Origin of the sequence: Acinetobacter sp. ANC5681, assembly GCF_023488045.1 — a bacterium.
In the GTDB taxonomy this organism is placed as follows: Bacteria; Pseudomonadota; Gammaproteobacteria; order Pseudomonadales; family Moraxellaceae; genus Acinetobacter.
Genome location: NZ_JAMFKZ010000001.1, coordinates 161931 through 175628, shown reverse-complemented (window position 1 = coordinate 175628; position 13698 = coordinate 161931). Strand labels below are relative to the sequence as shown.

Annotated in this window: 14 protein-coding genes; 13 read left to right on the top strand and 1 reads right to left on the bottom strand. The window is 38.8% G+C overall.

What is annotated here, in order from left to right:
* The first annotated feature begins 47 nt into the window (after positions 1 to 47).
* The 13 genes from M5121_RS00835 (at position 48) to alr (ending at position 12916) form a co-directional block, all read left to right on the top strand.
* Entirely contained in the window at positions 48 to 809 is a 762-nt protein-coding gene (locus M5121_RS00835; protein ID WP_249569982.1) for an RDD family protein, read from the top strand.
* A 300-nt stretch (positions 810 to 1109) separates the two neighbouring features.
* Positions 1110 to 2165 carry a ubiquinol oxidase subunit II gene (gene cyoA / locus M5121_RS00830; protein ID WP_087536105.1) on the top strand — a complete coding sequence of 352 codons (1056 nt, stop codon included), beginning with the start codon at positions 1110 to 1112 and terminating at the stop codon, positions 2163 to 2165.
* A gap of 3 nt (positions 2166 to 2168) precedes the next feature.
* The gene (cyoB, locus tag M5121_RS00825) at positions 2169 to 4160 is read left to right on the top strand and encodes a cytochrome o ubiquinol oxidase subunit I (protein ID WP_249569980.1); all 1992 of its coding nucleotides are present in this window, start codon (positions 2169 to 2171) and stop codon (positions 4158 to 4160) included.
* Positions 4161 to 4164: 4 nt separating this feature from the next.
* On the top strand, positions 4165 to 4785 hold the full coding sequence (gene cyoC, locus M5121_RS00820) for a cytochrome o ubiquinol oxidase subunit III (RefSeq protein ID WP_087544273.1): 621 nt from the start codon (positions 4165 to 4167) through the stop codon (positions 4783 to 4785).
* Complete coding sequence (locus M5121_RS00815; RefSeq protein WP_087536102.1) at positions 4785 to 5114, top strand: cytochrome o ubiquinol oxidase subunit IV; 330 nt, start codon at positions 4785 to 4787, stop codon at positions 5112 to 5114. The genes cyoC and M5121_RS00815 overlap by 1 nt, the downstream gene beginning before the upstream one ends.
* Positions 5115 to 5124: 10 nt before the next feature.
* Positions 5125 to 6003 carry a heme o synthase gene (gene cyoE / locus M5121_RS00810; protein ID WP_249569978.1) on the top strand — a complete coding sequence of 293 codons (879 nt, stop codon included), beginning with the start codon at positions 5125 to 5127 and terminating at the stop codon, positions 6001 to 6003.
* A gap of 87 nt (positions 6004 to 6090) precedes the next feature.
* Positions 6091 to 8205: a PA5441 family protein gene (locus M5121_RS00805; RefSeq protein WP_249569976.1), complete on the top strand. Its 2115-nt coding sequence runs from the start codon at positions 6091 to 6093 to the stop codon at positions 8203 to 8205.
* A gap of 44 nt (positions 8206 to 8249) precedes the next feature.
* The gene (locus M5121_RS00800) at positions 8250 to 8948 is read left to right on the top strand and encodes a DUF3142 domain-containing protein (protein WP_349628947.1); all 699 of its coding nucleotides are present in this window, start codon (positions 8250 to 8252) and stop codon (positions 8946 to 8948) included.
* Positions 8949 to 9077: 129 nt separating this feature from the next.
* Positions 9078 to 9461, top strand: coding sequence for a 30S ribosomal protein S6 (rpsF, locus tag M5121_RS00795; protein WP_004654408.1), 384 nt, complete (start codon positions 9078 to 9080; stop codon positions 9459 to 9461).
* 11 nt (positions 9462 to 9472) lie between these two features.
* A complete protein-coding gene (gene rpsR, locus M5121_RS00790) occupies positions 9473 to 9700 on the top strand; it encodes a 30S ribosomal protein S18 (protein ID WP_000090661.1) in 228 nt (75 codons plus the stop codon).
* A 12-nt stretch (positions 9701 to 9712) separates the two neighbouring features.
* The gene (gene rplI / locus M5121_RS00785) at positions 9713 to 10159 is read left to right on the top strand and encodes a 50S ribosomal protein L9 (protein ID WP_004912185.1); all 447 of its coding nucleotides are present in this window, start codon (positions 9713 to 9715) and stop codon (positions 10157 to 10159) included.
* A 181-nt stretch (positions 10160 to 10340) separates the two neighbouring features.
* On the top strand, positions 10341 to 11786 hold the full coding sequence (gene dnaB, locus M5121_RS00780) for a replicative DNA helicase (protein WP_087536098.1): 1446 nt from the start codon (positions 10341 to 10343) through the stop codon (positions 11784 to 11786).
* Between the two features lie 59 nt (positions 11787 to 11845).
* Positions 11846 to 12916 (top strand): alanine racemase, encoded by a 1071-nt coding sequence (alr, locus tag M5121_RS00775; protein WP_249569972.1) that lies wholly within the window; start codon positions 11846 to 11848, stop codon positions 12914 to 12916.
* Positions 12917 to 12962: 46 nt separating this feature from the next.
* On the opposite strand, the gene M5121_RS00770 is transcribed toward alr, so the two are convergent.
* Positions 12963 to 13697 (bottom strand): proteasome-type protease, encoded by a 735-nt coding sequence (locus M5121_RS00770; RefSeq protein WP_005160957.1) that lies wholly within the window; start codon positions 13695 to 13697, stop codon positions 12963 to 12965.
* Position 13698 lies beyond the last annotated feature (1 nt).

Genomic DNA, 13698 nt, shown 5'->3' with positions numbered 1-13698 from the left:
CTTTCGTAGGGTCTTTTTTCATCTTTAGTCATTGAGAATTTTTAATTATGCAAATTTACTTGGCTCGTAATAACCAACAAGCTGGACCTTATAGTTTAGACCAACTGAACCAAATGCTTTCTAGCCAACAAGTATTACTTACAGACTTGGTTTGGCACGAAGGTATGAGTGAATGGAAAACTCTTGGCGAACTCACTCAAGGAAAACTTGTCTACGAACCTGTAGGTTATTCATCATTCAATTATCAAATTAACAATCAAACTGAGCAGTCAACTTTTAAAATTAAAGTTGAACAAAAAACATCTGAACTCGCCTCATTTCATTCACGTGCACTCGCTAAGGTGATTGACTTAACTCTTTGGCTTCCGATGGCTGCTATACCATCTTTTTTCTTTAACGAAAGCCAGTACACAGAATTATTTAAAATTCAAAAGCAATTACAAGCAAGCCAAGTCGCTTCAAGTGAAGCAGTTGAGTTGCAGCATCAACTTATGCAGCTTATTCCAAATGAAGCATGGATGAGTATTTTTGTTTATTTGATTCTAATGCTGATGCTGCAAGCTTTTTTAATTGCGAAGTCTGGACAAAGCATTGGTAAAAAAATAACCAAAATTAAAATCGTAGATGCTGAAACACATACGGCAATCAATACGATTAGAGCTTTTTGGTTGAGAAGTGCTTTATTTATCATTCTGAATTTATTGTTTATGCCATTTATTACCATTATCGACTATGCTTTCTTTGCATTTAATAAAAATCGCCAAACTTTGCACGATAAATTGGCAAAAACTAAGGTCGTAAAGCAATAATTTTTAATTAACTAAGCAAAAGAGGATTTATTCCTCTTTTTTGCTCTATAAAATTGATATTTATAGAAAAAATACACATTTCAACAACAATTCCTACAAAATAAATCAGGTTTCAAAACAAGTATTTCTGACTGTGTTAGATGTAGCTTAGTTTTTCAATATGAGGCATAATGCCCAACAACGTAGCGGTGTCGCATGATTGCTAAGCATTTCACAAAAAATTCTTATCAATCATGCGACACTTTAATCGCTATCCCATAATTTAAATTAGGGAATGGGACTCTTCACCGAGGTTGTAAAATGAGACAAACGATTTTAGCTGTATTGTCTTTATCAACGATGGCTGCGCTCTTGACAGGGTGTGGCGGTGATATGGTACTACTAAACAATAAAGGTCCAGTAGGTCAAGGTCAAAGTAGCCTGATGATGACTGCGATCTATCTAATGCTATTGGTGGTGATTCCATCAATTATCATGGCATTATGGTTTGGTTGGCAATATCGCGCATCGAATAAAGATGCAGACTATAAACCTACTTGGGCACACTCTACGACAATTGAGATCGTTGTTTGGGGTGTTCCTGTCATTATTATTGGTATTTTAGCTTGGTTAACTTGGTGGGGTTCCCACAAGTACGACCCTTACCGTCCGTTAGAGTCAGATAAAGCGCCTTTAACTGTTCAAGCCATCGCTGAACAATTTAAATGGATTTTTATCTATCCTGAGCAAAACATTGCAACGGTAAACGAAGTACGCTTCCCAGAAAAAACGCCTGTAAGCTTTAAGATTACTTCTAACTTTACGATGAACTCGTTCTTCATCCCACAGTTAGGTGGTCAGATCTATGCAATGGCGGGTATGCAGACTCATCTTCACCTTTTAGCGGATGAACCAGGTGTATTCCGTGGTTTCTCAGCTAACTATTCAGGTTATGGTTTCTCACAAATGCGCTTCAAGGCACATAGTGTAACTGAACCAGAGTTTGCACAATGGGTAGAAGCTGTTAAAGCGGGTAATGGTACAAGTATCAATGCTGAAGCAATTCAAAAAGGTACACTTGACCAAGCTGAATTAGCAACACTTAAAGATGGCGATCGTTCTAAACATCAGATCGAAATTCTTGTAAACCGTGCTAAGGCTGCTGGTGATGAAGAAGCACTTGCTAAAGCTGAAGCTATGAAACCGTTCCCGAACAAGCCACACCCTGTGACTTATTACTCTTCAGTTGAGCCAAAATTGTTTGAAACAATTATCAACCACTACATGAGTAATTATCACGGTGCTGACCACTCTGCTGCTGGACATGCAACAGCAGAAACTCATGCTGCAGCTGAACATGCTGCTCAAGGGGAATAAGACATGGATATGATTTTTGGCAAATTAGGCTGGGATTCTATTCCAACAGAGCCGATTGTACTCGTTACCATGGTCATGATGGCTCTTGGTGGCATTGCAGTTCTAGGCGGTATTACCTATTTCAAAAAATGGGGATACTTATGGAACGAATGGTTCACATCAGTAGACCATAAGAAAATTGGTATCATGTATATCATCGTATCAGTAGTCATGCTTCTGCGTGGTTTCGCCGATGCGATCATGATGCGTTTACAACTTTTCCTCGCTAAAGGCGGTGGTGAAGGTTACTTACATCCAGACCATTACGATCAGATCTTTACAGCACACGGTGTAATCATGATCTTCTTCGTAGCGATGGGTCTCGTTGTCGGTATGATGAACATCTCAGTACCATTACAAATCGGTGCTCGTGACGTTGCATTCCCATTATTGAACTCTTTAAGTTTCTGGTTATTCGCAGGCGCTGCTGGTTTGATGATGGTTTCACTTGTACTAGGTGAATTCGCTTCGACTGGTTGGATGGCTTACCCTCCTCTATCTGGCATTCAATATTCTCCTGGTGTCGGTGTTGACTACTATATCTGGGCACTCCAAGTTTCTGGTTTAGGTACGCTTTTATCTGGTGTTAACTTCTTTGTTACCATCATTAAAATGCGCGCACCTGGCATGAAATTAATGGACATGCCTATTTTCACATGGACTTCACTGTGTACGGCTGTATTAATCATTGCATCATTCCCTGTATTAACAGGTACGCTTGCAATGCTTACTTTAGACCGTTACTTCGGTTTCCATTTCTTCACTAATGAGCTTGGCGGTAGCCCAATGCTTTACGTGAACTTGATCTGGACATGGGGTCACCCTGAAGTATATATCTTGGTATTACCAGCATTTGGTTTATACTCAGAAATCGTTGCAACCTTCTCTCGTAAAGCGTTGTTCGGTTACAAGTCTATGGTGTATGCAACTATCGCGATTACTGTACTTGCGTTCGTTGTATGGCTTCACCACTTCTTCACCATGGGTGCTGGTGCGAACGTGAATGCGTTCTTCGGTATCATGACCATGGTTATTGCGATTCCTACAGGTGTGAAAATCTTCTCTTGGTTATTCACGATGTATAAAGGTCGCATCACCTTTACTACTCCAATGTTATGGACGCTTGGCTTCCTAGTAACATTCGGTATTGGTGGTTTAACTGGTGTACTTATGGCTGTTCCGCCTGCGGACTTCCTTGTACACAACTCACTCTTCTTGATCGCTCACTTCCATAACGTAATTATCGGTGGTGTGGTGTTTGGTATGTTTGCCGGCATCATCTTCTACTGGCCGAAAATGTTTGGTTGGAAGCTCAACGAAGCATGGGGTAAAGCTGCGTTCTGGTTCTGGTTCTTCGGTTTCTATTTTGCATTCATGCCACTTTATATCCTTGGTTTCATGGGTATGACTCGTCGTTTGAATACATATGACAACCCAGAATGGGATCCATACTTAGCGATCGCATTATTTGGTGCCGTTCTTGTTGCTATTGGTATTGCATGTTTCTTAATGCAAATCATCGTTGGTTTCTTACAACGTAAAGACAACATGGACTACACAGGCGACCCTTGGGATAGTCGTACACTTGAATGGTCTACGTCATCTCCTGCTCCATTCTATAACTTTGCACATGTACCAGAAGCTAGCGGCGTTGACCGTTTCTGGACTGACAAAGAAAATGGCGTAGCATATGCACGTAACACTAAATATGAAGACATCCACATGCCGACTGATCGTGCTGCTGGTTTTGTCATTGCAATGTTCATTACTGTTCTTGGTTTTGCATTGATCTGGCATATTTGGTGGCTAGTCGTTGTTTCATTCGTTGCTTCAGTTGTTAGCTTGATCGTAAGCTCATTCACTAAGAATGTTGATTACTACGTACCTGCTGCAGAAGTTGAACGTATTGAAAATGAACGCTATGCGTTACTTGAAAAACACTTGAAGAAGGACTAAGGAAATGGCTGAAGTACTTCATCACGACAACCACGGTCATGACGGTCATCACGAGCACGATGACACAGACTTAACGGTCTTTGGTTTCTGGACATACTTGATGAGTGACTTGATTCTTTTCGGATCACTCTTCATTGCGTTCGCTGTATTAAGCAGTCATATTCCGCCTGGTACCCCAAGTGCGAAAGATCTTTTTGGTGATTCTTTAGGTTTTGTATTAACCGAAACTTTTGCCCTCTTGATCTCTTCGGTAACATTCGGATTTGCAGTTCTTGCATCTTATAAAAAGAATGTAAACCAAGTGATTACTTGGTTATTCATTACTTTCTTATTTGGTGCATCGTTCATTGGTATGGAAATCTATGAATTCCATCACCTTGTACATGCTGGCCACGGTCCGACTCATAGTGCATTCTTATCAGCATTCTTTACTTTAGTTGGTACACACGGTATTCACGTAACTTCTGGTTTAGTGTGGATGCTGGTACTTATGTATCAAATTAAAAAGAATGGTTTGACACTACCGAATACACGTCGTCTTGCTTGCTTAAGCTTGTTCTGGCACTTCCTTGACATCGTTTGGATCTGTGTATTCAGCGTCGTTTACTTACTGGGAGTTCTCTAATGAGTGGTCATGACCATAATGCTGCAGGTGCATCACACGGTAACTTTAAGCAATACACTGTTGGGTTTATCCTATCTGTTATCCTCACCATCATCCCATTCGGGATGGTGATGTCGGGCGGATTTAGCCGTGGCATCTTAGTTACTGTTATTGCAATCGCTGCTGTTGCTCAGGTAATCGTACAACTTGTGTATTTCTTACACATGAATACATCATCTGAACAACGCTGGAACCTTATTGCATTTATCTACACAATCTTATGTATTGCTGTACTTTTAGTCGGCTCTGTGTGGATTATGAATTACCTACACTATAACATGATGATCTAAACTGATTGTCATGTGGAAAAAGTATCTATTCCTGACTAAGCCAGGAATTCTCTTCGGTAATTTTATTACCACCTTGGGCGGCTTCTTTTTAGCCGCGCAAGGCTCCATAGACTTCCTCTTGTTATTACTTACTCTGATTGGAACAACATTGGTTGTTGCTTCTGGTTGTGTAGTCAATAATGTTATTGATCAAGATATCGATCAAAAAATGCAACGCACAATGAATCGTGCTCTTGTTAAGAAAACCATATCTCCTACTATTGCAATGTTTTATGCTCTTGTATTAGGTGTGATTGGTTTTAGCATGCTCTGGTTCTATGTGAATGCCTATGCATTTTTATTCGCAGTCATTGGTTTTGTCGTCTATGTCGGTTTTTATAGTTTGTGGACAAAACGTACCACAATCCATCAGACCGTAATTGGTAGTATTTCTGGAGCGAGTCCACCTGTTATTGGTTATACGGCTGTAAGTCATCATTTCGATATGGCTGCTCTTCTCATTTTTATTGCATATGCCTTATGGCAAATGCCGCATTCATGGGCAATTGCAATTTATCGTTTTGAAGATTATAAAAATGCAGGAGTGCCAATCTTACCTGTAGCTCGTTCTATCTATAGAACGAAAGTGGAATCACTGATTTATGTGGTTTTATTTACGCTAGCCATGAATGCGCTATATGTTTATGGATACACCAATGTTGTTTTTCTGGCGATCTGTAATCTGCTTTGTGCCTACTGGTTCTACATTGGTATTTTAGGATTTAAAGCTGAAGATGATCAGCTTTGGGCAAAACGCTTTTTCCTTTTTTCAGTAATCTTAATTACTGTAATTAGTTTGAGCTTTAGCTTTACATTTAAAAGTCCTGCACCCTTCCTCCCTATTTTTTAAAAAGATAGAGACTTCTCTGTCTTTTTATTCCCCATTTCAGTTGTTATCATTTCGTGCAATAAAAACATTTCACCCTTTATTGCCTAAATGAAACTACAAAATAAATTTATATTCAAATCAATTGTCTATTCTTCGCTTTCACTGGTAATTTACTATAGCCCAATCACCTATGCTGGTGTAGAGCAATTTTGCGAGCCAAACCTTGCCATAAATGACAAAAATTTAAACGGTTGTAGCAATCTTCCTGTGTTATATCCAGCAAATGATAGTCAAACCAATATGACTTTACTACTCAGCGACTTAGGGCTTGCAACAATTAAGCCGATGACAGCAGATGGTAATTTATGGGATGCAAGCTACGGTACGGTGCCTTTTGATGCCGCAAATATTTCCGCTTTGACTGAAAACAGGATTTTAAATCAGCGAGAAAAATTATCGCAAAAAGATGAAATCATTTTTGATGAACGTTGCTACAGTTTTAATTCTGGCAATGCTGCTTTTATTAGTCAGGTTAAAATCAATAAGAATATTCCAGCAAATGAAAAACAATTGCTGATTAATGAACGTCAAAAAATGAATCAATGTGGTGATAAAATTGCATTGATTGCCGTTGATCCAAATTGGTCAGTCACAACACGTCAATACGCCTCTTACTTAAACGCCAGTATCCTGTTTTATAATGCAAACTACTCTGCCGCGACCAAAATTTATACCGTCTTAACCAACGTTGAAGATACGTGGTTAAAAGAAACTGCACTATATATGCTGATTCGTACCAGCCTCAACTCAGCCTATACAACAGGTGTGGATCAATATGGTGATGTATATCTGGACAATATCAATCAAAATTTACTTAAACAATTTTTAGATCATATTACGGTTTATTTAAAAGCCTATTCAAATGGGCAATATGTCGCGAGCGCACGCGGCTTTATGCGTCGGGGACTATGGCTTTCAAAACGTCAGGATTTATTGGTCAATGAAATCGTTTGGCAACTTAAAAATCCGACATCAAAATTTTATAATTTGGAAATGAGTGAACTTCCCGCCGAAATTGATCGCCGAGTGTTCGATAGCTCAGCTTTTAATCTGAGCAATCTAAAAGACCCTTTCTTTTTGGCAGTATATGATTTGATGCATATGCGTGAATCGAATTCTGAGAATTATCATTCGATTTCTTGGGCACAACTGAATGCACAAAAAGATTTTTTCAGAACCCAGCCTGAATTATTTCAGTATTTACAAGCCGCTCACTTATTTTTTGTTCAAAATAAAGCTCAAGAAACTCAAAATTACTTAGCTAAAGCAAATGCTAAAAATGGTAGTTATTTGCAGTTAAGCCAAACTTTTTTGAGAGGACAAATTTTAGAAAAAATTGGACAACCTCAAAATACTGAAGAATATTGGCGTCAGCAACTTGCACAGGCCAAAGACAGTTATCAACGCGGTTTATTTGAAACAGCATTATCCAATCATTTGGCAATAAAACAGGACTATTCAGCATTTATAGGAAAAAAAGCTCAAATTACTCAGCCGAACCTACAGAGAAATTTTATTACCCAAATCGCAGATACAAAAAGTTTGCAAAAATTGATTCAATCTGAACAAAGCAACATAGATCAAAAACAAGCTGCGATCTACACCCTTCTAAGTAAAAGCTTAGTACATCAACAATTCGAATTGTTTAAACAAAGCTATGCTTTTATGCCCAAAAATGCCATGCAATATCAAGGTTATAACAGTGCCAATGAACAATTGAAGAATAAGCCAGATTTTTCTAATTTCATTTGGAATGGAGCAAACATTACACCACAACTAAAATGCTCAAATTTAGAGACTTTAGTTAATCAATTGGCTCAAACACCTAAAGATTCATTATTAAATGTTTGCTTAGGAGAATATTTCCGTAGTGAACAAGGATATGCGTTACAGCAGCTTTCTTATAATAAAAAACAAACATCAAATTTTTCAGGAAAAATTTTTGCTCGTGGTCAGATTTATCAAGATCTCATCAAATCATCAAGCAAAAGCGATTTACAAGCTTACGCCCTTTATCGCGCAATTCAATGTTATGCGCCAAGTGGTATTAATGATTGTGGTGGTAATGAAGTAAACAAATCTGTCCGAAAACAATGGTTTGATAAAATCAAAACAGATTATCCAAATACCAGTTGGGCAAAATCACTGAAATATTATTGGTAATTGACGATGTTGAAGTGGCTGAAAGCGATCATTTTCACTTTTTTATTTTTAACTTATTTGCTTGCCAACCGACACAATCTGCAACGTCAACAATTGATGCCTATCATTTCGATTCTTTTTGGATTTGGGGCAACATTCAATCTGCGCCTTACTTAAGTAAGGCGAAAGAACTGTATATTTTGCAAGGAGAAATTCGATATTCAAAACAAAAACACAGCTCTATATTGATCCCACAAGGTGTTTCTATCCTAAAATTACCCCGTCAGAAAATTTGGTTAGTTTTTCGCACACATCATCTGGCTTGGAACGAACAAAACTATCAAACTGTTTTCAAACGTTTAGAACATTGGAGAAATCAAGGTAATCAAGTTCAGGGAATTCAAATTGATTTCGACAGTCGAACCCATGATTTAAAAGAATATGCCCTTTTTCTAGAAAGTTTCAGAAAAAGACTCCCTCCCTCTTATCAACTTAGCATTACAGGATTACTGGACTGGACAAATTTTAAGGATCAGAAAACTTTAACTATTTTGAGAAATAATATCAGTGAACTTGTGATCCAAACCTATCAAGGTACAACCACCATTCCCAATTACCCACAATATTTAAAACGTATCTCTGCAATGCAACTGCCTTATAAAATCGGTTTTGTACAAAATGGGTTACGTCAAAATAACTCAAACGATTTTAATGACCCTCATTTTAAAAGCTATATCATCTTTTTACTTCGATCTAAAACATGAATTTACTTGCGATTTAAATGAAATGTGTCTAAAATCCCAGCTTCGCAATTTGCGACATAACTAAATTAGTTATGACTCCTTGCTTCTGGCTTTTTAGTTGGGGGCTGCTTAAACCGTAAGGAGCTGACAATGCGTCACTACGAAATCGTACTATTGGTACACCCAGACCAAAGCGATCAAGTTGTAGGTATGGTTGAACGCTATATCTCTCAGATCAAAGAAGCTGAAGGTCAAATTCACCGTTTAGAAGATTGGGGCCGTCGCCAATTGGCTTACCCAATCAACAAGATTCACAAAGCACACTACATTCTTATGAATGTTGAATGTGGTCAAACGACTCTTGATGAATTAGAAGAATTGTTCCGTTATAACGATGCAATCATTCGTAACATCATCATCCGTCGTGAACACGCAATTACTGAAGAATCTTTACTTGCTAAGAGTGCTGAAGAGAAACGTGCGCGTAAAGCTCAACGTGAAGAAGCACAACAAGCAATTCAAGAAGCTGAATAAGGAGAACCTCAATGGCACGTTTTTACCGTCGTCGCAAGTTCTGCCGCTTTACAGCTGAGAATGTTGCGTACATCGACTACAAAGATATCGACACTTTAAAACAGTACATCACTGAAAACGGCAAGATTGTTCCTAGCCGTATTACAGGTACTAAAGCTCGTTATCAACGTCAATTAGCGTTAGCTATTAAACAAGCTCGCTATTTGTCTTTGATTCCGTACACTGACAACCATAAGTAAGTGAGGTGAGCTGTGGACGTTATCTTATTACAACGCATTAAGAATCTTGGTAAATTAGGCGACAAAGTATCAGTTAAAGCTGGTTACGGTCGTAACTTCTTGATCCCTCAAGGTAAAGCTGTAGCTGCAACTGAAGCAAATACTGCTGCATTTGAAGCTCGTCGTGCTGAACTTGAGAAACAAGAAGCTGCTATTTTAGCTGCTGCGAATGCACGTGCTGAACAATTGAACGAAGTAAATATCGTTATCACTGCTAAAGCTGGTGATGAAGGTAAACTTTTCGGTTCTATCGGTACTCGTGATATCGCTGACGCTTTAACGAACGCTGGTCTAGCAGTAGACCGTGCAGAAGTTCGTTTACCAAACGGTGCGCTTCGTCACACTGGTGAATTCAACATCGCAATCCAATTGCATCATGATGTTGTTGCTGAAGTTCTCGTTACTATCGTATCTGAGTAATTTCTGCAAAGAAAAGAGCATGTTTTTACATGCTCTTTTTTTATGCCTAAAATTTTATATTTTGGTACACCCTACTTTTCCAGCAATTAAACAATTTTCTTCCAATTAAATTCTCCTGTCTGCGTCCATTTGGATTAAGATAGTCAGTCGTTACAGTTTCATCTTTTTATTAGGTCTTGTTATGTCACAGGCGAATGCCAATTTTACGAAAAATTCTCCAAACACAGAGAGTAAAGTGAGTGACTCAGGTCAATTAAAAGAATTTCGTACACCACCGCACAATCTCGCAATTGAGCAAGCTGTGCTCGCGGCATTAATGACGGTTGCCGAATCATTTGAACAAGTTAGCGATTTACTTAAAGAAAATGATTTTTATGCAACACGTCATAAATATATTTATCGTGCCATCGAAAAACTAGCGCAAGAAAACTCGCCTTATGATGCTGTATTGGTCAATGATTGGTTACTCAAACAAAACCTGCTTGATGCAATTGGTGGTGAAGAATATTTGATGCAATTGATGGCAGATTCACCTTCAAGCTTTTACAATCTTGAAATCTACGCCAATAAAATTAAAGAATTTTCAACACTACGCGCAATGATTAAAGTCAGTAGTGATATTTTGCAAAATGCTTATGACACCAAAGGTCGCCCTGTCAGTGAAATCCTAGATTTAGCCGAAACCAGTATTTTCTCTTTGGCCGAACAGCATAACAACAACAAGAAAGATTCAGGGCCAAAATCGATTAGCTCTGTCACTGCTGATGTGATTTCTAAACTCGATGAACTTTCTAAATTAGACGGCAATATTACAGGTTTAACCACAGGTTTCTTAGAGTTAGATAATAAAACCTCAGGTATGCAACCTGGGGATTTGATTATTGTTGCAGCCCGTCCTTCGATGGGTAAAACCACCTTCGCCATGAACTTAGTTGAAAGTGTACTGCAATACAACCGCTTACCTGCTCTCGTATTCTCAATGGAGATGCCAGCAGACTCGATTGCTATGCGTTTGATCTCAGCAATGGGTAAAGTCCATCAGGGTCATCTACGTTCAGGTAATCTCGATGCAGATGAATGGACCAAAGTCACAGGAACTATTCTTCAATTACAAGAAATGCACCTCTATATTGATGATTCCTCTGCCCTACCACCAACTGAACTTCGTGCACGTGCGCGACGTATTGCCAAAATGCATGATGGAAAAATCGGCTGTATCATGGTCGACTACTTACAGTTAATGAAAGTGCCGGGTATGGGCGATAACCGTGTGGGTGAGATTTCGGAGATTTCTCGAAGCTTAAAAGCACTAGCTAAAGAAATGCAATGCCCTGTCATTGCCCTGTCTCAGCTTAACCGTAGTTTGGAGAACAGACCAAATAAACGCCCTGTCATGTCAGACTTACGTGAATCAGGCGCAATCGAGCAAGATGCCGACTTGATCATGTTTATTTATCGTGATGAAGTCTATAACAAAGAGTCTAAAGAAGCTGGTACAGCCGAAATTATTATCGGTAAACAACGTAATGGTCCAATTGGTTCAGTTCGTCTTGCCTTTGAAGGTCAATACACTCGCTTTAGTAACCTTTCACCTGAGTTCTATGCTCAATACGATGACGAGGAATAATCCCTCGGTTATTGATCTGCCTTAAAAACTTTCCATGTCGACCCAAAGGAGAAATCAGGGTGCGCCAAGCAACAGTTTATATTGATAGTGATGCACTACAATATAATTTAAACCGCGTTAAACAACTTGCTCCACATTCACAAATTGTTAGTATGGTCAAAGCAAATGCTTATGGACATGGAGTTAAAGACTGTTTAGCCGCCTTGGATGCAACAGATGCCTTTGGTGTCGCCTGTTTAGAAGAAGCTTTAGAGATCAGGCAACTGGAATATTCTCAACCCATCACTTTGATTGAGGGCATATTTTCAGAAGACGAAATGCAACAAGTAATTGAGCACAAACTCGAATGCCTGATTCATCAAAGTCAACAAGTTGAATGGTTGATTCAGCATAAACAAGCTTATAATGCTTTGGGCTTAAAAGTGTGGGTAAAGCTAAATAGCGGAATGAACCGTTTAGGCTTTAAAGTGACTGAAATTATCGATGTCATTCAACGTTTAAAATCAGAAGGCTTTAGCTGTGTCCTTACTATGCATTTTGCCAATGCAGATGCCGATCACCCTTTAAATGAACAACAAAAGCAGCAATTTCTCCATGTCAAAGAAGCATGTGCCCCTATCTTTGCATCATGCTGTAACTCTGCTGCGATCTATAAATATCCTGAATTGCATTTCGATTTTGTTCGCCCAGGTATCATGCTTTATGGCGCAAGTCCATTTGCTGACAAAAATGTAAATGAACTCGATTTAAAGCCTGTAATGACCTTTAGTGCAGAAATCATTGCGCTTAATCAAATTCAACAAGGCGAATCTGTAGGTTACGGTTCAACGTTTACAGCAACACAGCCTATGAATATTGCCATTGTCTCAATTGGCTATGGTGATGGTTATCCAAGAGCATATATCAAACCAAATTTCGTTGCGATTGATGAACAACTTGTTCCTGTTATTGGTCGTGTCAGTATGGATATGATTGCCATTGATGTCACTCATATTCAGGCAGAGATCGGCACTAAAGTCGAGCTTTGGGGCAAATCTCGTTTGGTTGATGATGTCGCTGCGGCAAATGGCACGATTGGTTACGAATTATTATGTCGGTTAAGTAATAGACCCATTCGAAAAGTGATTTAAAACAGATAAAAAATCCAAGCCTTTGCTTGGATTTTTTCTTATATGATTACAAACCATAATCAGTCGTAGGCTTTGGTAACTCTTGAAGTCCACGGCGTAAGGTTTCAGACCATTGCTTACTAATCTGAGTAAAATAAGGATCATCTTCTCGGATGCGTTTCCCTTCAGGAATTTTAAAACTATCTTTATGATAAACCAAAGCGTCTAAAGGCAATCCGACAGAAACATTAGACCTTAATGTTGAATCAAAAGAGATCAAACTGCAACGTAACGCATCATCTAATGGCATCGTATAGTGCAGTGCACGATCTAAAATTGGCTTTCCATACTTACTTTCACCAATCTGGAAATATGGGGTATCGGTAGTCGCACAGATAAAATTACCTTGTGGATAGACATTATACAGTTGCATTTCCTCACCCTGTATCTGCCCACACACCAAAATACTACACGAGTAGTTCATCTGTTCCTGAGTATCAGTAGTAACATCCTCGAGTACCTTACGCAAAGTCTTTCCAATTAATTCAGCAACTTCAAACATGGTATTTGCGCTATATAAATTTGGCTCTTGATGTAATGCTAAAGCATTTTGTAAATGACCAATAACAGCTTGTGTTGTTGCTAAATTACCTGCTGTTTGCAATGCAATAAAACGCTCACCTTCAACACCAAAGGTATGTAATTTACGAAATACAGAAATATGATCGACCCCTGCATTAGTTCGAGTATCACTAATCAATACCAAACCTTGCTCTAATCTTAATGCACAACAATAGGTCATC

Coding starts and splice junctions, on each gene's coding strand:
- cyoC (WP_087544273.1), top strand. CDS start 4,165: ATGGCTGAAGTACTTCATCACGACAACCACGGTCATGACGGTCATCAC.
- cyoA (WP_087536105.1), top strand. CDS start 1,110: ATGAGACAAACGATTTTAGCTGTATTGTCTTTATCAACGATGGCTGCG.
- cyoB (WP_249569980.1), top strand. CDS start 2,169: ATGGATATGATTTTTGGCAAATTAGGCTGGGATTCTATTCCAACAGAG.
- M5121_RS00815 (WP_087536102.1), top strand. CDS start 4,785: ATGAGTGGTCATGACCATAATGCTGCAGGTGCATCACACGGTAACTTT.
- cyoE (WP_249569978.1), top strand. CDS start 5,125: ATGTGGAAAAAGTATCTATTCCTGACTAAGCCAGGAATTCTCTTCGGT.
- M5121_RS00805 (WP_249569976.1), top strand. CDS start 6,091: ATGAAACTACAAAATAAATTTATATTCAAATCAATTGTCTATTCTTCG.
- rpsR (WP_000090661.1), top strand. CDS start 9,473: ATGGCACGTTTTTACCGTCGTCGCAAGTTCTGCCGCTTTACAGCTGAG.
- M5121_RS00770 (WP_005160957.1), bottom strand. CDS start 13,697: ATGACCTATTGTTGTGCATTAAGATTAGAGCAAGGTTTGGTATTGATT.
- dnaB (WP_087536098.1), top strand. CDS start 10,341: ATGTCACAGGCGAATGCCAATTTTACGAAAAATTCTCCAAACACAGAG.
- M5121_RS00835 (WP_249569982.1), top strand. CDS start 48: ATGCAAATTTACTTGGCTCGTAATAACCAACAAGCTGGACCTTATAGT.
- rpsF (WP_004654408.1), top strand. CDS start 9,078: ATGCGTCACTACGAAATCGTACTATTGGTACACCCAGACCAAAGCGAT.